Here is a 21,050-nt window from a genome sequence, read left to right as displayed (position 1 = left end):
TGTCCCAAAATCGGACTATTTCATCTATATTAGTCGATCTGAAGCTTCATTTTACGACAAATTTCCAATATTTTTGCTTTATCCTTATAAACCAGAACCTCTATTACCATGCATACAACCCTTAGCTTAAAGAAAGCGTACATGCTTCTCTTTATATTCACGTTCACCTTCTGTCAAGATTTAAAACCTTACAGCCTTAGGCAGTTATCGAGCAAAAACGGATTGTCAAATAGTGCAATCCTCTCTATCAGCCAAGATAATAATGGTTTCATGTGGTTTGGCTCATGCGATGGGCTAAATATGTTTGACGGACTGAATATCCGCGTATATAAACCTACCAATGGAAAAAACAATCTATCGGGCAACCTTATCGAATCTATAATAGAAGCAGGAGATGATATATCGTGGGTTCAAACAAATTATGGACTAGATCAGTTCAATAAAAAGAAAAAAACGGTAATAACCTATAAAGAACTTAAAGGCAAAAGCAAGCTAGCCACTAGTCCCCAAGGCGATGTTTTTGCGATTACCGAAGACAATTCTATCTATTATTTAAAGAAAGGTGAAGATCGTTTTATAAAATATCCCCTAGAAAACAGTTATTCATCAACTTTAAAGGCAGTTGTAGATGACAATAACATACTATGGATATTTACAAATGATGGTAACAGCAAATCCTATTATATAGAGAAGAAGGGCAAAAAGATTAATCTGAAATCCGCTAATCTCTTTGAGCATGATAAGAAACTTTCGTCTTGCTTCAACGAGGGTAATTCTGTGTACTTTGTTGATGAGAGTCACATTCTATACGAATATGATCTTCTTACCAAAAAGAAATATTATATATACGACCTAGAAAAGGAGATTAACGATAATGGAGAAATCTCGGCAATCATAAAGCACAACAACGATTATTACATTGGTTTTAAAACTAACGGTTTGCTCCATCTTAAAAACATACCCGATCAGAAAAATAATTATTCGGTAAGTCAGATTGATATTAAATCGGGAATATTCTGCTTGATAAAAGACAAGTTTCAAGATATTATATGGGTGGGAACAGACGGACAGGGCGTATATATGTACTATATAGATGCATATTCTATAAAATCTACCATCTTTAATACTCTCAGTTACCCTATAAATAAGCCCGTAAGATCGCTCTTCGTAGATAAAGACAACTCTCTGTGGATAGGAACTAAAGGTGATGGTATTATAAAAATACCCAATTATGATCCTAACAAGGATATTAAGGATAGCAAAAAAGAACATATATTATCCACAAACAGTAATTTGAATGATAATTCGGTTTTTGCCTTTGCCAAAAGTAGTCGTAATATCTTATGGATAGGAAGCGATGAGGGGATAAATTACTATTCGTACAAAGAAAATAGAATAAAAAAAGTAGAAATTACCGCCGAAGACAGCCGCATAAAGTATGTACATGCTATCTGTGAAGCAAACGATTCTACCCTATGGATTGCAACTGTTGGAGAAGGCATTATAAAAGCTAATATAGGAGGCACAAAGGATGCCCCAACAATAAATAGGACTCGATGGATAACCGTAAATAATGGGGAAACCTCTTACAACTATTTCTTTACGATTTACAAAGAAGATGATTCTACCATCTGGTTCGGAAATAGAGGCTATGGCCTATTCAAGATGAATTCCACCACAGACCAATACGAAACATTTCAGTTTGATAAAGATTATACCAATCAAACTCTTAACGATATATTTTCGATTGCCAAAAACGACAAAGGTTATTGGTTTGGAACCAGCTTCGGGTTAATCAGACTGGCAGACGGAAAAGAACAGATTTATAATGAATCGAATGGCTTCCCCAATAACACAATACATGGGATTCTCGAGGACGATGACAATAATCTATGGCTAAGCACCAATCAGGGTATTGTAAAATTCAATACAATTGAGAAAACATTCCAAACCTACAAACAGCAAAACGAATTAGACGTCATTGAGTTCAGTGATGGAGCTTATTACAAAGATGAAACTTCGGGAACATTATACTTCGGAGGTGTAAACGGATTTATTACAATAACTAAGAATGAGTTTACAGAAAAAGAATATACTCCCCCCATATTTTTTGACAACCTATCTATATTCGGGAAAAGCTACAATATATCAGACTTTCTTATACAAGACAAAGATTCCGAAATATTAGAGCTCGATTATAGCCAAAACTTCTTCTCTATTTCTTTTACTGCAATTGATTATATAAATGGCAATAATTATGAATATTACTATAAACTAGATCAGTTGAGCCCTAATTGGATAGAAAACGGTAACTCTAATACTATCTCCTTCACCAGTATTTCTCCGGGACAATACACCCTTTCCGTAAAATATAAAAATAGAATAACTGGCAAAGAAAGCCCTGTTTACTCTCTCACAATCAAGATAACACCACCATGGTATAGAACCGATATTGCATATTTTATATATAGCATCCTTATACTTAGCCTTATTTTCTTTTCTATCAGACTTAGTCTGAAATGGGTTAAAATGAAGAAAGACACAATCATAGCCCAATTAAACGAACAGCAAAAGGAGGAAATATACGAGTCGAAGTTGCGCTTCTTTACGAATATCACACACGAATTATGTACTCCGTTAACATTGATATATGGACCTTGCGAGAAGATTATAAGTCATCGGAATACCGATTCTCATATACAGAAATACGCATCGTTAATACAACGCAATGTAGAAAAACTAAACACTCTGATACAGGAGTTAATAGAATTCAGACGCCTGGATTCAGGAAACAGACCTTTGGAAATAAAAGAGATGCCAATATCAGAAACAACAAAAAGCATAGCAGATCTGTTTCTTGAGATAGCAGAAAATAAAGAGATTGATTATCAAATGAATATTCCATCGGGAATTTATTGGAATTGTGACTCGAATAGCTTTGTCAGAATAATAACCAATCTATTATCAAACGCATTTAAATATACCCCTCAAAATGGTTTTGTAACAATAGATCTTCAAATAGAGAAGGAAACTCTCGTATTTTCTATAACCAATACAGGTAAAGGTATTCGTGAAGACAACTTGCTGACTATTTTCGATCGGTATAAAGTACTGGACGACTTCGAAAAACGAGGCCAAGATGGTCTATTTTCCCGAAACGGGCTAGGACTAGCTATCTGTCATAGTTTGGTTAAGCTACTCAATGGAGAGATACAAGTAAAGAGTACACCTAATGAGACCACTCAATTTAAAGTATTGCTACCTAAGCTCACCACTAATACTAGTGAGGAAACTATAAGTATAGAGCCTCTTAAGTTATTTATAGATATCCCCATCACATTTGAGCAGAAAGAACATCATCATGACAAGAATAGACCCTCGGTTGTCATTGTAGATGACGATACAGAGATGCTGTGGTTTATTTCTGAAATCTTTGAAGGTAAATACAATATTGTGACATTAAATTCGTCGGAAGGTTTATTGGATTATCTGAAACAAGATCAACCCGAATTAATTATTCTCGATTTGATATTACCTGATATTGATGGTATATCGCTGATTAAAACCATAAAGTCAGATAAATTTCTAGTACATATTCCGATAATTATTCTTTCGGCAAAGAACGACCCCGAGATGCAGGTAAAAGGAATAGAAGCAGGAGCAGAAATGTTTATTACCAAACCTTTCAACATTGAATATCTCGAAAAAGTAGTAGCCCGATTCCTCCAACGTGACGAAAACCTCAAAGAATACTACAATTCGGCTTTCAGCTCATTTGATCTTAAAGACGGACGCCTTATACACAAGGATGAGAAAGCTCTTTTCGAAAAGATAATGAAAATCATTGACGAGAATATATCAAATCCTGATCTCTCGGTTGAGTTCCTTAGCTCATCGTTAGGGGTAAGCACTCGCCATTTGTATCGTAAATTGAAGAATATTACAGATAAAACCCCTAGTGATATTATTAAAGAATATAGATTAAAGATTGTTGAACGATTACTTGTAACCTCAAATATGTCGATAGAAGAAATAATCTATAAAGTAGGCTTCAACAATAGAGGTAATTTTTTCAGGATGTTTTCTCAAAAATACGGAATAACACCTAAAAATTATAGAGAGCAAAGAGCCGAGGATGTAAAAACAAGAAACAAGACGAATAAAAAAACAGACAATAAATAAGATTTTAGAGTTTTTTTAACGCTTAGGAAGTACATAGGTATGACTTAGGCTTTAAAATATTTCACCCAATATTTTTATTTAGTCTAAAAAGAGCATCTAACACAATGACTGATTAGTCTTATTAAAAAATATTATATTTGTATTTATACCAAATGATGTGTTATCATTAATACTTAGATTGATCAACATGAAGAAGCTGGCATTTGTCTTTTGCTTTATAGTATTATGCGCCACTGTATATGCGTCTCCCCAAACTGACTCTTCAACAAAAGAGTTAGATAAACTAATTGAGCAAAGAGACTTATATATTCAGCAGAAAGAAAATAGAATAAATACTCTAAAAAAAGAACTATCTGCATTATCTGACAACACCGACAGACTTAATTATTACAACTCGCTATTCAATGAATACAAATCGTACAAATACGATTCAGCATACGTATATGCACATAAATGCCTTGATATTGCCCTCTCGTTAAAAGACTCATGCAAAATAATTGATGCAAAAGAGCATATTGCTTTTTGCTATCTCTCATCGGGACTTTTCAAAGAAGCTTCGGATATAATGAACTCCGTAGATATAAATAATGCTTGTACAGATGTCAAAAAGAATTATTATACTCTTTTGGCAAGGCTCTACTTTGATATGGCAGATTATAATAATGTAGAACCTTTCAAAAACCAATATATATCGGAAGGTAACAGATACTGCGACTCAGCAATTGTATATACTCCGCCGAATTCGCCCGAACTATGGTCTATAAAGGGTTTGAAATTAATGCAACTTCGCGATTTTAAAGGTGCAATAGATATGTTTCTTCCATTAGCCCAGTCATCTAAAGACGTTGACGATCATATTTATGCCATTGCAGCATCTAGTTTAGGTTTTATATATGAAGAATTAGGAGATAAACAAAAGGCAATACATTATATGATAGAGGCTTCTGTAGGAGACATAAAATCGGCAACCAAAGAAACGGTTGCACTCCGCAATCTTGCCAATCTACTATATGAGACGGGAGATGTACACAAAGCCAATAAATATGTCCGTTTGGCAATGGAGGATGCTAACTTATATAATGCAAGACATCGTAAAATATCAATCAGTTCTATTCTTCCTATTATAGAAAAAGAACGATTCGAGATGGTCGAAAAACAGCGTAATATATTGATAGGCTCTGTTCTCATCATTTCTTTACTATTTTTATTACTGCTCGCTACTACCATTATTATATATAAACAAGTAAAAAAACTGAGGCTGGCACGACATACTATTCAGGAGCAAAATAAAAAACTACTCTCCACGAATAGTAAATTAATGGAAGCCAACAAAATAAAAGATGAGTATATAACACAATCTATTTATAGTGACTCTGAATATATAGACCGAATAGAGCATATATACAAAATAGTAAACCGAAAGATAGTAGCCCGACAATATGAAGATATACGCTCTTTTCTTAAAGAATCAGATTTAAGAAAAGAACGAGAAAACATGTATTCGTCCTTCGATCAGACTTTTCTTAAACTATTCCCCGATTTTGTAGACGAATACAAAAAACTGTTTCTTCCTGATGATATCCTTGATATGGATATAAGCAAAGGGTTAACCCCCGAAATACGTATTTTTGCTCTTATTCGTTTGGGTATCCACGATAGCGAACGTATTGCCAAATTTCTCAATTACTCGGTAAATACAATCAACACTTATAAAACCAAAGTGAAAAATAAATCCATTATAGCTAACGAACTTTTCGAGTCAAAAATAATGGAAATAAAAACAGTTCAGACTAACTAAAATATCAGACTTTCTTATTCCTTTGAAAGGAGTAAACACAACTTCCCACATTTCATTATAAAGTGATTTTAAAGCTCCATTTTTAAAATCTGCAAGACTCCGGATACTGAAAAAAAGCTAACAACAGCTATATTTTCATGATATTCCGGTTATATTCTCACACACCCACCAAAAACATAAAACACTAACAAACAACACATTTACTATATCACACTTTCAAAATGGCTTATATATTCTATTAGTTACAGACACTTTGTTCTAATAGAATTTACATTTGTATTGGAGCATATCCCCATTCATAAGGAATGCATCCCGTTAACTATATACTTAGAATCTATTAATAAAACTTTCAACCCCATGAAAACATTAAAGCATTTTTATGTCTTCCTTCTAATGGTCGTTGTACTGCCCTTTGCAGGATGCAACGATACAGACGACGGATCATTTGTCGCACCTATTACAATCTATGAAAAGGTCAATGGTAATTGGGCTGTAACAGCTATAAAACAAGTAGATGAAATAGCTAAAGCCAACTCGCAGACTCCTACCGAAATTACATTAACCGATCAATTCGATTTCTCAACTTTCACTATCAACTTGAATGTTGACCCGAACAATCAGCCTACTGATTACAAGATAGGAGGTACTGCTCCCAAATTCTTCCCAACCGAAGGGTATTGGGCTCTCGAATTTCCTTTCCAGAATACAGACGGATCGGCAAGTATCATCAACCTATATTCTGATGCAGCCAAAACAACCCAAGTTGCAATATTGAGTATAACATCTATGCCCGGAACAAACAGAGTTTTGGAGCTTAAATTCTCACGTAAAGCAAAAGGTGTGACTTTTGTCTCTTATGTATATCAATTATCACCTGCTATAGAATAATAAGGTAGGAAACCTTTCTATTCCTTAGGCTCGTATAAGAACCATAGTTTGTTCGGGTTTAGATAAAAGCCGTGAAATACTTTCAATTAATTCATTAATCAAACATGAAAACCATGAAATACATTACAATAGCATTATTGACTTTTGTAGCCATACTCATCCCCAAAAACAGCTTTGCAACAGATGAAGTGGGAGCACCTGCAAAAGTATGGACATATCCGGTAATATATGCCCTTGATCAGGAAGTAACCTGGTATTTTGATATGACAGGAACAGGATTCTCTGAAAAACAAGACCTTTATCTCTGGGCATGGTCGCCCTCTGAGCCTGATGCCGGAAACTTTGATAACTCTTCTGACTTTGCCAAACTAGAATATGTGAGTGGCATGCTTTGGAAGAAAACGCTTACCCCAACCAAATACTTCGGTAAAACGGTCGCCGATATCGAAGCCTCTTCGGGTTTCTGGATGCGATTGAAGGGCAAAGGAAACGAAAAACAAAGTGACGTAGTTCAAGTTCCTTGGTCTATAGGAGACATAAAAACGTTTAAAGAATCGGGTGAGGCAGTACAAATTTTCCCTGAGAAATTTTATATAGATGAGCCTCTTTCAATCCTTGTTAATGCTGAAAAGCTATGGGTTGGTGGAGCGCATACCGGATTGGGTGGCGAAGAAATATTCTTTCATAGTGGTCTTAATAATTTTGCTGCAGGAGCTATCGTAGAGGCAAATATGAGCAACCCAGACCTTGTGAAAAAGACAAAACTAACACCTATTGGTAACAATATTTATAAAATAGACTTTATTCCTCGCGATTATTATGGAGTGGGTGAAGATTTCGTTATGGAGAACATCGAATTTTTATTCCCAACCAAAGATTGGGCAAAAGTAGGAACAAACGAAGGTGGTAAAAATTTTGTAATGTTAGCTCCCGGAGTACCCATCCCACTAGATCCGATATTCTCATTCTTTCCTCAAAAATTCAGTCAATACGATATTCTTACATTAATAAGAAAGAATAATGAAAAGAATAGTCAAGGATTAATCTATACAATCACTGCAGGCAGTAAAACCCTAACAGGAGAATTCGCAGGTAATAAAGATGAGATGAAAGCTTATATAAACCTATTTCAGTCTCTAAGTAATGAGCCTTCTATTGATAAAATTAACCTACTCGTAAAAGATAAGAATGGTGCAGAAATTCTCAAAACGGATATTCCTCTAGTACCACTATCTGATTTAAATTAAGATCTCAGACCTAATTATTATGTTACTACAAAACAACAAAGAGGGTTATGACCTTCATAAAAACTGAATACCATGAAACTTTATTATAAAAAATATAGACTTCACCTCAGCCCATTCCTATTCCTGTTAGCCCTTTTTATGATGGGGCAACAAGCTTTTGCTCAGGATATCTCTGTTTCAGGAACTGTAACAGATGGCACACAAGATCCATTAACTGGAGTAAGTATAAAAGTTGAGGGCAAATCGCAAGGTACTGTTACAGATTTAGATGGACATTTTACATTAACATGTCCTCCAGGCAGTATACTCGAGATATCCTATATAGGATTTACCAGCCAAAAGCTACCAGCTCAAAAAAACATGAAAATCGTTCTATCCGAAGATGCTATTGCTCTTAAAGAAGCCGTAGTTGTAAGCATCGGATACGGAACGATGCGTAAATCGGATCTAACGGGAGCTATTGCCTCCGTAAATCAGGATGATCTGAGACAAGGAGTTGTTACCTCAGCAGAACAATTGTTGCAAGGAAAAGTAGCAGGACTATCTGTAGCACAAGGTTCCGGCGATCCTGCTGTAGGAGCTACTGTAAGATTAAGAGGGGGAACATCTCTTTCTGCCGGTAATTCGCCTTTAGTTGTAATCGACGGTATACCAGGAGTAGATATGAATACCGTTCAACCATCCGAAATTCTATCTATAGACGTATTAAAAGATGCTTCGGCAGCAGCAATATACGGTTCTCGTGGTGCTAATGGTGTTATTATCGTTACAACCACACGTGCAGCTAGCGGCATCGAAAAACGCAGCATCGAATACAACGGATTTGTAGCTGTGGGAACAGCAGCCAGAAATATGGATCTTCTATCAGCAAACCAATGGAGAGGCTATGTTAGAGATAATAATGTAACAAGTGCAATAGATTATGGTGCTGATACCGACTGGCAAAAAGAACTACAACGTACAGCCATTACACAATCTCACAACTTATTTTTCAGTAATATTAATGCAAATAGCGGATTCAGTGCCTCTTTATTATACTTGGATAGTCAAGGAGTAATAGACAACAGCGGTCTCGAACGTCTAGCAGGAAGTCTTGCAGCCCATCAATATGGATTAGATAGGCATCTAAAACTAGAGATGGGTATGACTGGTAGCTTTGACAATTGGAACCCTATCGACACACGTATATTTGAGCGTGCTGCAAACTTAAACCCAACTGTACCCGTAAGAGATCAGAACGGAAATTACACTTCTATTGGTGGTACAAATACCGAAAACCCTGTGGAATTAAACAACAATCGTTTTGCTGATGATTCTCGTCACCGTTTTCTAGGATATGGAAAAATAGAAGTTAATCTTATCGAAGGATTAAAAGCAACTAGTAACGCATCATACGAATATAATTCTCGTCAACGCAGGTTTTATTTACCCACCTATGCAGTAATGGATGGTCAGGCAGAAAAAGGTCGTGGAGAAAGAGCTCTCGAAGATTATAAGACCATGCAATTAGAAACATTCGTAAATTATGATACTCAATTTAATACCGATCATAAACTAAATGTACTTGGTGGATATTCGTATCTAAAAAATGTATACGAAGGATTTGGTGCTACCAGAAGAGGTTTCGATACAGATGCATTTCTTTATAACAATCTGGCTGCCGGAGGAGACTACCGTGCGGGAGATGTATATTCCTACAAGGGCGAATCGAGCTTAGTTTCATTCTACGGACGTGCCAATTACAATTACAAGAGTAAATATATGGCAACCGCCACCTTACGTAAGGATGGATCGTCTCGTTTTGGAAAAAATCACAAATGGGGATTATTCCCATCTGCTTCATTTGCTTGGAGAGTATCAGAAGAAACATTTATGGAAGGAACATCAAACTGGTTGGATAACCTTAAGTTTCGTTTAGGATATGGTGTTACGGGTAATCAGGATGGCATAGGTGAGTATAAATCATTATCACTTTTAGGAGCTAACGGAGCTTCTTACTACGATCCTCTTACAGGAACATGGAAAAAATCGTATGCACCGATTCAAAACGTAAACCCTGATCTGAAATGGGAATCTACCACTCAATACAATATTGGTCTTGACTTTGGATTATTCAGAAGAATAAATGCTACTGTTGAAGTCTATTACAAAAGGACTAATGATCTTCTTTGGACATATCCTGTACCTCAACCACCTAATCTTGTAGGAACTATGCTTGCAAACGTAGGAACTCTTTCGAACAAAGGTGTTGAGCTATCATTAAACGGTAATATTATGAAAGGGAAAGATTTTAGCTGGGATGCTAACTTCAATATATCGTACAATAAACAAAACATAGATAAACTGTCAAATGATGTTTTTCAGGATTCTGGACTTAAATCGGGTTCACTTCATGGCTTAAGAGGTCTATCGGGAGTATATGCTCAAATAATTAAAGAGGGTCTTCCCGTAGGAGCATTCTATGGTCCGAAATGTTTAGGTATTGACGAAAAAGGAAAATATATACTAAATACCGATGCTGATGGTAAACCTATTGACGAATATCTTGGTAGTGCTCAACCTAAAGTAAACCTTGGTTTTGCGATGAGTGCAACATATAAAGATTTCGATATGAGTGTTGCTACATACGGAATGTTCGGACAAAAAGTACTTAATGCAACCTATATGAGTATGTATGATCCAACCCGTTTACCTGCTCAAAATGTACCTGACGATTTTTTAACCAGTGGCATTAAATCTGACCCTGTATTCTCTGACTATTGGGTTGAAGACGGCTCTTTCTTCCGCCTGCAAACTCTGACTCTGGGTTATACAGTAAAATATTTCAAGAACTTAGGGTTAAACAAAGTCAGACTATATGTAACAGGCGAAAATTTGTTTACCATTACAGGTTACAGTGGTATAGACCCTGAGGTGAATGCAAGCGGATTAGAGTCTCCGGGTATCGACCGCTTCAACTTCTACCCTCGCCCACGCACTTTCTCTTTTGGTTTAAACGTAGCTTTTTAAGGTCTGAGACCTCTAACTTTTGAAAAAGATAAATCATGAAAACAAAAATATTATCAATATTAGTATTGACTGCATTTTTCTCTACATCGTGTACCGATCTTGACGAAAAACTGTATGACAAAGTCACAACCGACGATTACGGTAAAACCGCAGCCGAAATACAAACCATTGTAGGTGGAGCTTACGCTACCTTGAGAGGATTCAACGACTCGGATAAAGGGGGAACTATAAGCTTCCCGACTTGCGAATACGTATTTTTCCTCGAAGAATGCGCTTCAGATGAGGCAACTATTCCAACCCGTGGAACCGACTGGTATGATGGAGGACGCTATCAACAAATACAATATCATACATGGAATGCTAATAACATTATGATACTAAGTGCTTGGAAATACTGCTATCAGGGAATAGCAAACGTAAACTCAATCATCTATCAGGTAGACAAATCGAATCTGACCGATGATGATAAGGCTATCGTAAAAGCCGAACTAAGAGGAATACGTGCCTATTATTACTATCAATTACTAGATCAGTTTGGTAGTGTACCCATTGTTACAAGCTTCGAAGAATCGGAACTACCTGCTAAATCGTCACGTGCCGATGTATTCAAATTTGTTGAAGATGAATTGAAAGATATTTTAGATAAGCTCCCCTCAACTATTCGTTACGGAGGTTTTACTCAAAATGTAGCAAACAGCCTTTTGGCTCGTCTATATCTAAATGCAGAAGTATACACAGGAACACCACGTTGGCAAGATTGTATCAATGCAAGTGAGAAGGTTACAGGTTATATTCTTGAGTCGGATTACTTCACAAGTTTCAAGACAAAGAACGAAACATCTCGTGAAATTATTTTTGCTATTCCTTACGATCATAAAGAAGGAACAGTAGGTAATTATCTGGCTTCAATGACCTTCCATTACAACCAACGATTTGCATTCTCCACCACTGGAGCTTATCCTTGGTGCGGTAATGGTATCAGTGCCCAACCGGGTTTATACTCTTCATTTGATGAAAACGATGTAAGACGCGGTTCATTACTTATAGGTGAACAAAAGAACCTTGCTACGGGAGCTACCGTTATGATGGATAATGGTAACCCTTTGATATATACTGAAGATTTCACCAAATATACCAATGCCCTGCAAAACGAAGGAGCACGTTTATTCAAATACCAAATACAAGCCGACGATCAGTGGGAACGAGATAATGATTGGGTGTTGATCCGTTATGCAGAAATTCTAATGATGAAAGCCGAAGCTAACTTCCGTTTAGGCTTTGCAGCCACTGCTCTTATCTATGTAAATGAAATACGTAATAGAGCAGGTCTTCCAAGCTTAACAACTCTCACTTTAGAAAGTCTGGATACAGAATGGAAACATGAGTTTGTGTTTGAAGGTCTTCGCCGTACCACCAATATACGCTTCGGTACTTTCTTCCAACCTTGGTGGGAAAAAGGTGTAACACCAGCCTTTAGAGGTGTGTATCCTATCCCTCAAACGGTATTAGATTTGAATCCTAATCTAAAGCAAAACCCTGATTATAATTAAAAATAATAGTAGAGACGCTGTTTATAGCGTCTCTACTATTACTAAATAAAAAAGAGAAAATGAAAAAAGCACTATTAACAGTCTTGTTTTTCGTCCCCCTATTTATATTCAGCAATTGCGGAAGGGACGATCTACCGGTTATAAAAGAAAAACCTATAGAGGAGTTGAGTCCCGGCTCGGTAACTAAAACCAATCCGATGAAGCTATATGTGCATTATATGCCTTGGTTCGAAACTAAAGTGACCAATAATGGCACATGGGGACAACATTGGACAATGGCAAATAAAAATCCTGACAACGTGGATACTAACGGCAAACGTGAAATAGCATCGCACTATTACCCGCTTATCGGACCTTATGCTTCGGGTGATGAAAACGTGATAGAATATCATCTCCTACTCATGAAATATTCGGGAGTAGATGGTATATTAATAGATTGGAACGGTACACGTAATCTATGGGATTACCCATCTATAAAAAACAATACAGAAGCTATTGTCAAGATATTGGATAAAGTAGGATTAAGTTTTGCCATAGTATACGAAGATCAATCTCTGAGAGAAGGCTTACAAGATGCCGAAAAAATAACTCAAGCCAAAGCCGATATGAAATACTTGGAGAGTACTTTTTTCAGTAAAGACAATTATATAAAGATCAATAACAAACCTCTATTAATGGTCTTTGGACCTCAGGAAATAAAAAAACCAGCTGATTGGAGTTCTATATTTTCTGGTCTGAAAACAAAGCCTACTTTCCTTACATTATACGCACACTCTGCCGGAACAACCAATGAAGGCGACATAAAGAATGCAGAAGGCGAATATATTTGGGTCGATGCAACACCAATGGAAACTAAATATACAGGAAAAGAGATATTGATGGGCGGAGCATATCCCGGATTTAATGATTTCTACAAAGAAGGAGGTTGGGGCGAAAGCGTACTAGCAGACATAAACCATGAGAGTGGAGCTACTTTTAAGAATCTATTAAAGATGGCTCAAGATAAAAAGGTAGATTATTTACAGTTAATTACTTGGAATGATTTTGGTGAAGGAACGATGATAGAACCTACTCAGGAATTCAAATACAATTATCTTACCGAATTGCAAAATTTTGCAGGAGTGTCTTATAATGTATCTGTTCTAGAAAACATTTATAGCCTTCATTCTCTGAAAGAAACTTATAAAAATGATGCTCAAAAGCTCAAAAGTCTCAATCAAGCCTTTTATTATTTGGTATCACTACAAAATGATAAAGCAAAAGCTCTGATTGATGAAGTCGGATCCATCAAATAACTTACTATAAATAATAAAAAGGTATAAGACCTTACTAAAATAATGAGTATTATGAAACAATTACCAGTGTATATCCTTCTCGTTTTCCTTTGTTTGACTTCATGTGCAAGAAAAGAAAACTCCTCAGTTAGTTCTCCGGATGGGAGCATCCGATTACAAGCCGGAATGGAAAACGGGAAGGTATATTATACAGTCGATAAAAAAGACAAAGCTATTCTTAATAAATCCTTTCTCGGATTTGTTCTTAAAGACAGCGAGTTAGGAAAAGATGTAACAATTACTGACATCAAACATTCGTCTTTCAGTGAAAAATGGGATCAACCGTGGGGCGAAGAAATCACAGTGGATAATACCTACAATGAGATGACAGTTGATGTGCACGAAAACGGCGGATTGAAGCGCAAGTTTTCGGTGGTTTTCCGCATATTCAATGACGGCATCGGCTTCCGTTATGTATTCCCCGAACAAGAGAATCTAAAGGACTTCGTCATTATGGATGAGTTAACTGAGTTTGCTCTTGCAGGCGATCATAAAGCATGGTCTATACCCACAAGTACATTGTATTTTGAAAACCTGTATAAACCATCGCCGGTCAGCAGCCTCGATACTGTATGCACTCCTCTGACTATGGAAACCAAAGACGGGTTATATTTGAGTATTCATGAAGCAAATCTCACTGATTACGCAGGGTTGAATCTTACACCCGAAAACGGAACTACTACCCTTAAAGCTTATCTGACTCCTTGGTCAACGGGCGAAAAAGTATTCACAAAAGCACCTTCCGTAACACCTTGGAGAACGATGATTATTGCAGAAAAAGCAAGCGATTTACTTCTTTCACGCTTAATGCTGAATCTGAATGAGCCTTCAAAGATTGAAGACACTTCGTGGATTCGCCCAGGAAGATATATTGGTATATGGTGGGGGATGCACATGGAAGATTATACATGGTCACAAGGACCTAAACATGGTGCTACGACTCAAAATACCAAGAAGTATATTGATTTTGCAGCCAAGCATAATTTTTCAGGGGTACTTGTTGAAGGATGGAATTTCGGTTGGGATGGAGACTGGACAAAAGAAGGTGATAAATTCAGTTTCACAAAAGCATATCCAGATTTTAATCTGAAAGAGATAACCGAATATGCCGCATCTAAAAATGTAAAACTAATAGGACATCACGAAACTGGTGGTGCAACTCTTAACTACGAGAGTCAATTAGACAGTGCTTTTGCCCTATATCAAAAATACGGTGTGAATGCAGTAAAAACAGGATATGTAAGTCCTTTACTAGACCACAAAGAGAGACATAGTAGTCAATACGGCGTACGCCATTTCAGAAAAGTGATTGAAACAGCCGCTAAATATCACGTAATGATAGACAATCACGAGCCTGCCATGCCAACAGGATTGCAACGTACATGGCCTAACCTAATGACTCAAGAGGGATTCAGAGGACAAGAATACGATGCATGGTCGAGAGATGGTGGAAATCCTCCTGAACATACAACTATTCTTCCTTTTACCAGAGGATTAGCCGGACCTATGGACTTTACTCCGGGAACTTTCAATTTCACCAATAAGGTATTTCCTGAAACTCGCGTTCAAACAACATTAGCAAAACAACTTGCTTTATTTGTAGTACTGTTCAGTCCTTTGCAGATGGCTTCGGATATGATCGAAAATTACGAGAATAATTCTGCTTTCGATTTTGTAACCTCTTGCCCTACTTCATGGTCTAAGACTATAGTACCCGAAGCCAAGATAGGCGAGTATTTAACCATAGTACGCAAAGACCGTGATTCTGAGAACTGGTTTGTTGGAAGCATAACCAATGCCAACAGCAGAGACTTTAGTTTACCTCTCAACTTTTTAGATAAAGGTGCAAAATATAAAGCAACGATATTTAAAGACGGTGAAGGTGCAGATTATAAAAACAATCCATACCCTGTAGAGATTCAGGAAATGGAGGTCACAGCCGAAACTGTTTTAAATGCAAAACTGGCAACAAGCGGAGGAGTAGCCATTAGGTTAATTAAGCTATAATCAATCTATGTTCCGTAAAATTTAGGTCAGATAATAGCAGATAAACGAAAAAGCCCATGACTCAAATCATGGGCTTTTTTATCTTTAAATTTTAGCTATCCTTTTACAATCAATACACAAGTTCAGCACCTGATAAAACACATTAAAAAATGAATATTAACAGTTTATTTCAAAAAGAAAGAAAATCTCAATTTTCTATAATATAATTCTACAATTATCGTTTTATATCTAAAATAAGTACTTATTTCGATAATAATAAAAGGCTTTTGCTAGCTACAATTTAGTCAAAGCAACAAAAAGAATACATATACCATGGCGTATAGAAAATTAACTGAATCTGAAATCGTAGAGCTACAAAATCAAGGATGTGTTGCCAAAAACTGGAATGATATATCTGTTCACCACCAATTTAATACAGCTTATATTCGTCAAGTAAATTTTTCGGGAGAAATAAAACTGGGAATCTACGAGAAAGAATTTACACTTCCGGGAGGAATAAAGAAGCACTCGGGAATCAAGAATGTAACACTCCACAATTGCGAAATAGGCAACAACACCTTTATCTCAGACGTAAACAATTACATTGCAAATTATAAAATTGGCAATAATGTATTTATTCACAATCTCGAATTGATGTATGTGGATAACGAATCGTCTTTCGGTAATGGAATAGAAGTTACCGTTCTGAATGAAACGGGAGGTAGAGAAGTTATTATACATGATAAACTGAGCGCTTCGTTTGCATACATCATGTCATTCTATCGCCATCGTCCCGTATTAATTCATAAAATGCAGGAAATAGTAAAACAGTATACTCAACAAAATACCTCTAGCATAGGAACTATTGGCAATAATGTCAAAATAATAAACACTGGCACTATCAAGAATGTACGCATACGAGACTATGCTACCATAGAAAGTACATGCCACCTCGAAAACGGAACTATCAATAGTAACGAACACGATCCTGTACATATTGGCTATAATGTAATGCTGAAAGACTTCATTATCAGTTCGGGTTCTCACGTGGAAGACGGAACCATGCTTACCCGCTGCTTTGTAGGTCAGGCCTGTCAATTAGGACATACTTATTCGGCAAGCGATTCGCTTTTCTTCAGCAATTGTCAAGGTGAGAATGGAGAGGCTTGTGCTATTTTTGCAGGTCCTTATACCGTAACACATCATAAATCTACTTTGCTGATATCGGGAATGTATTCGTTTATGAATGCAGGATCGGGATCCAATCAAAGTAATCACATGTATAAACTGGGACCTATTCATCAAGGGGTAATGGAAAGAGGCGGTAAAACTGCCAGCGATTCATATATATTGTGGCCAGCTAAAATAGGAGCATTCTCTTTGGTTATGGGTCGCCATTATCGGAATTCGGATACATCTAAGATGCCATTCTCATATCTGATAGAGCATGATGACGAAACGGTACTTGTACCCGGAGTTAATCTTCGTAGTGTAGGAACTATTCGTGATGCTCAGAAATTCCCTAAACGTGATAAGAGAAAAGATCCACACAAAATGGATCAGATCAATTTCAACCTCCTGAGCCCTTATACAGTCCAAAAGATGTTTCAAGGCATTGAAGTATTAAACGAACTATTAAGCACTTGTGGAGAGGCATCAGTACATTACACATACAGAGGTTGTCGCATAAAAGGTTCTTCGTTACGTAGTGGCTTGAAGTATTACGACATAGCTATAACTAAATTTTTGGGTAACTCTATCATTTCACGACTAAGTAATTGTCCTTGTACCAATGATGAAGAAATCAGAGAATACCTGAAACCTGATAGTTCTGCAGGCTTAAATAAATGGCGAGATTTGGCAGGGCTTTTAGCTCCAAGTACCGAGATAGATAAACTAATAGAAGATATAGAATCTGATAAACTGACTCAGATTGAAGATATAAATGCTGTTTTCGAAAAACTACACAAAGATTATTATTCTTTAGAATGGACATGGGCTTGGGATAAAATTCAAGAGTACTTTAACCTTTCTCTAGAAACAATTACAGCCAAAGACATTATAACTATTGTTGAGAAATGGAAAGATGCAGTAGTTAAACTAGATCGAATGATTTACGAAGATGCCCGAAAAGAATTCTCTTTACCTACTCATACCAGCTTTGGAATGGACGGAGATAAAAAAGATCAGAAAATAGACTTCGAACAGGTTAGAGGTATTTTTGAGAAAAATTCTTTTGTTGAAGCCGTTCTAGAGCATATCAAGATAAAATCGAAGCTTGGTGAAGACATGATAGAACGATTGTCAAAGAGTCTATAAGAGTTCAATATTTGATTAACTTTGGGTCTTAACCCATAAAATATTAAACTATGTCTGACATACGATCTAGAAATAAGATTATCTATCTGTTGACTTTGTTCTGTCTGCTACTGTCTTCATGTAGTAGCGATGACAATGAGGAAACAGATCCATATAAGAGTTTAAACTTGAAATCGGGCTATATCAATATTTATTATAATGGGATTGAAACAGAGTTAAAGGAAATAACTTCCTTTCATTATTTAAATTCTGAAGGGGATACTTTAGGTATCTATTATACAGGATATATTGATAAAACATTTTCTATAGTCAATAATGCAGTTTCGATATATATTTCAAAAAAGTCAAAATTAGATCGTGTAACATTTAATTATTCTCCTCCAGGAACCAATTACGCTACTCAGTATGGAAATTACAGTGATAAGTACAATGATGATTTGACTTACTTTGAATATCGTTTATACATCAAAGGGAATATTCTAGAAGGAGAATTTAATGGAAAATTATTTAATCCATTAGAAACTATAGATATTGATAGTTGCAAGTTCTATATTGAAAGATAGAAATTCTGATCATCATACATACAAAGGCAGATTATTCGATAAGGATAGTCTGCTTTTTCGTAGATGACTATTATGATAAATATAAATTAATTACTTTTGTGTAGCTAACACGCATTTTAAATATATTTATTATGAAGTTTATTTATTTTATTGTAACTCTTCTTTTGTTCACAGCTTGTGACCCATCGAGTAAAGTACCATCTAAACAATTCTGGATGGATAATCCCACAGACAACGCAATTCAGGTAAAAATTGACTCAATCGTTTATGATCTGCCAGCCAGTTCTGGTCTAACCGTAGAATTACCTGCAGGAAGACACTCTTTGGCATATAATGGAGAATCTATTGAATTTTTTGTAAAGCCCAATGATCAAGGGTGCGTTATCAACCCTACATTAAGTAATTATATTTTCTTCCACGAAATATATTTCGAAAGAGGCAAAGAGGAAGAAGGTAGTGCAGAATATGAAAAAATAAAGACTGCTTATATGCACCCATTCGAGATACAACCAGGAGATACTATAGATGTTCCATTTAAAGTAATCAGTGATCATCTGTTTATTGAACAATACGAATATTTCTGGCATCTGGGAATAACCGAACCCTATAAGAATGGAGTTGTAATTGCTAAAGGCGAATCAAATTTAACGACTGCCCCTCAATCAAAGCTATTTAGAGAGAATGACTTTTACAACTATGTAGGACGTGAAAATTTACCTGAAGGTTTCGCTCTTAAACAAAGCAACTATAAATTGAGTGATTTAAAGCCTTTTGTATTTGTTGCTGATACTATAACTGTTGATTGCGAACCTGCTCAAAAATATTTAGACTTGTATCGCAGTCGTTTCAAAGAATTAGTAAACAGTGATGCTGAACATTTTCAAGCAAAATATGATACATTACGTTATTACACCAAATTTCCGATAGAAATAGAGAAAGAATGCAGTTCTCGTTACAACAAGAGTAGAGCTAGCAGCGAGAATGATATCGATAAAGCGTCTGTTCGCATAGGTAAAAATCTAGAGAAGCTAAGTGCAAAAAATGCTTTTATTATCAAATAATAAATAGTATAAGATAAACTATAAATAAAAAAGAAGGAACTAAATTTAAGTTCCTTCTTTTTTATTTATGTCTACACTCAGATATTAACTTTTTGTGATGATGCTCGATTTTGTTTTAATTTCTTCTGGTGAATATCCTTCTAATTTTGTGTTTTCAAAATATACATCCTCTTCCAAAACCACGTCTTTAAAATCCAAATTATCTAAAACTGCATCCTTAAAACTCACCTTATTAAAGACCACATCCCAAAAATCAGATTGTATAATTCGACATTTCGCAAAAGAGATGTTCTTAATGTGAGATAAGTCAAATACAGTTTTCTCAAAACTACTATCAGTGAAATCCACATCATCAATGAAAGCGTCTTCCAAATAGCATGCAATAAAAGCTGTTTTCTTAAAACTTGACTTTATAAATTTAGTCCGCGAAAAATCAACATTCGCAATATGAGCCTCATCTAGATTGATTCCCTCAAAAACACAATCGGATAAATCGGTCATCAAATTACTATATACCTGCTTATCATTCTTAAAAAGTACTTTAACAATAGTTTGAATAACAATAGTAGGCTTTTTATTTATTCGCCAAGCTTTTCCATTCTCCTCGTTTTGTATCGTATCAGTGTTTTCTCGTACATAGGCACATAAAATATCTTGTATAATATTCACATAGCCTCTTTGCCCTTTATCACCGATAGAAGTTTCAAGAGCTATTTGATGCAAAGCATAAATACCCGACAGTATAGAACTCACACTATCGCTACCTAATAATGTTGCAGCATCTTTAAAACGAGTATTAATCTGCCCTCTTTCATTAATATTATTCTGACGCGTCTGTTCTGCCACCCTTCGGTTGTTAATCCACAAACCGAGAAGTACCAAGGCACCTCCAAGTACGGTTGCTACTGTTCTCACATATTCTCCTAACGCAGCCGTAGTATCTCCAAAGAGCATAATGTGGGCATCGAGTTTATAGAAAATGATCCCAAGAAGAATAGTTCCGAATATAATAATCAGGAAAATATACTTATAATAAAACTTAGAAATAGCTTTTTTATTTGTTTCTAATAGTGCTGAAAATGTTTTTGCTCTCTTTGACATAACTTATTTTTA

General features: G+C 36.0%; 12 protein-coding genes. 11 read left to right on the top strand and 1 reads right to left on the bottom strand.

Features of this window, described 5'->3' with window-relative positions; genetic code table 11:
- The first annotated feature begins 141 nt into the window (after positions 1-141).
- The 11 genes from IR022_RS12335 to IR022_RS12285 all read left to right on the top strand — a co-directional run bounded on the left by IR022_RS12335 (position 142) and on the right by IR022_RS12285 (position 19,937).
- Complete coding sequence (locus tag IR022_RS12335) at positions 142-4,182, top strand: hybrid sensor histidine kinase/response regulator transcription factor (RefSeq protein WP_194203912.1); 4,041 nt, start codon at positions 142-144, stop codon at positions 4,180-4,182.
- Positions 4,183-4,369: 187 nt separating this feature from the next.
- Entirely contained in the window at positions 4,370-5,980 is a 1,611-nt protein-coding gene (locus tag IR022_RS12330; protein ID WP_194203911.1) for a DUF6377 domain-containing protein, read from the top strand.
- A gap of 357 nt (positions 5,981-6,337) precedes the next feature.
- Positions 6,338-6,868, top strand: coding sequence for a DUF5004 domain-containing protein (locus tag IR022_RS12325; protein WP_082204102.1), 531 nt, complete (start codon positions 6,338-6,340; stop codon positions 6,866-6,868).
- 113 nt (positions 6,869-6,981) lie between these two features.
- Positions 6,982-8,115 carry a hypothetical protein gene (locus IR022_RS12320; protein ID WP_194203910.1) on the top strand — a complete coding sequence of 378 codons (1,134 nt, stop codon included), beginning with the start codon at positions 6,982-6,984 and terminating at the stop codon, positions 8,113-8,115.
- A 72-nt stretch (positions 8,116-8,187) separates the two neighbouring features.
- Complete coding sequence (locus tag IR022_RS12315; protein WP_050709366.1) at positions 8,188-11,124, top strand: SusC/RagA family TonB-linked outer membrane protein; 2,937 nt, start codon at positions 8,188-8,190, stop codon at positions 11,122-11,124.
- Positions 11,125-11,159: 35 nt separating this feature from the next.
- Complete coding sequence (locus tag IR022_RS12310) at positions 11,160-12,674, top strand: RagB/SusD family nutrient uptake outer membrane protein (RefSeq protein ID WP_194203909.1); 1,515 nt, start codon at positions 11,160-11,162, stop codon at positions 12,672-12,674.
- A 59-nt stretch (positions 12,675-12,733) separates the two neighbouring features.
- Positions 12,734-13,969, top strand: coding sequence for a glycoside hydrolase family 71/99-like protein (locus IR022_RS12305; protein ID WP_194203908.1), 1,236 nt, complete (start codon positions 12,734-12,736; stop codon positions 13,967-13,969).
- A gap of 51 nt (positions 13,970-14,020) precedes the next feature.
- Entirely contained in the window at positions 14,021-16,015 is a 1,995-nt protein-coding gene (locus tag IR022_RS12300) for a glycoside hydrolase family 97 protein (protein ID WP_194203907.1), read from the top strand.
- A 312-nt stretch (positions 16,016-16,327) separates the two neighbouring features.
- The gene (locus tag IR022_RS12295; RefSeq protein WP_194203906.1) at positions 16,328-18,313 is read left to right on the top strand and encodes a DUF4954 family protein; all 1,986 of its coding nucleotides are present in this window, start codon (positions 16,328-16,330) and stop codon (positions 18,311-18,313) included.
- A 50-nt stretch (positions 18,314-18,363) separates the two neighbouring features.
- On the top strand, positions 18,364-18,876 hold the full coding sequence (locus IR022_RS12290) for a hypothetical protein (RefSeq protein ID WP_194203905.1): 513 nt from the start codon (positions 18,364-18,366) through the stop codon (positions 18,874-18,876).
- A 131-nt stretch (positions 18,877-19,007) separates the two neighbouring features.
- Complete coding sequence (locus IR022_RS12285) at positions 19,008-19,937, top strand: hypothetical protein (protein WP_194203904.1); 930 nt, start codon at positions 19,008-19,010, stop codon at positions 19,935-19,937.
- Positions 19,938-20,021: 84 nt separating this feature from the next.
- Here the strand turns inward: IR022_RS12285 and IR022_RS12280 are convergent, their stop codons facing one another.
- The gene (locus IR022_RS12280) at positions 20,022-21,038 is read right to left on the bottom strand and encodes a pentapeptide repeat-containing protein (protein WP_194203903.1); all 1,017 of its coding nucleotides are present in this window, start codon (positions 21,036-21,038) and stop codon (positions 20,022-20,024) included.
- Positions 21,039-21,050 lie beyond the last annotated feature (12 nt).

Source organism: Dysgonomonas sp. GY617 (assembly GCF_015233815.1).
GTDB lineage: Bacteria > Bacteroidota > Bacteroidia > Bacteroidales > Dysgonomonadaceae > Dysgonomonas_A.
This window is presented reverse-complemented; position numbering and strand designations above follow the sequence as displayed.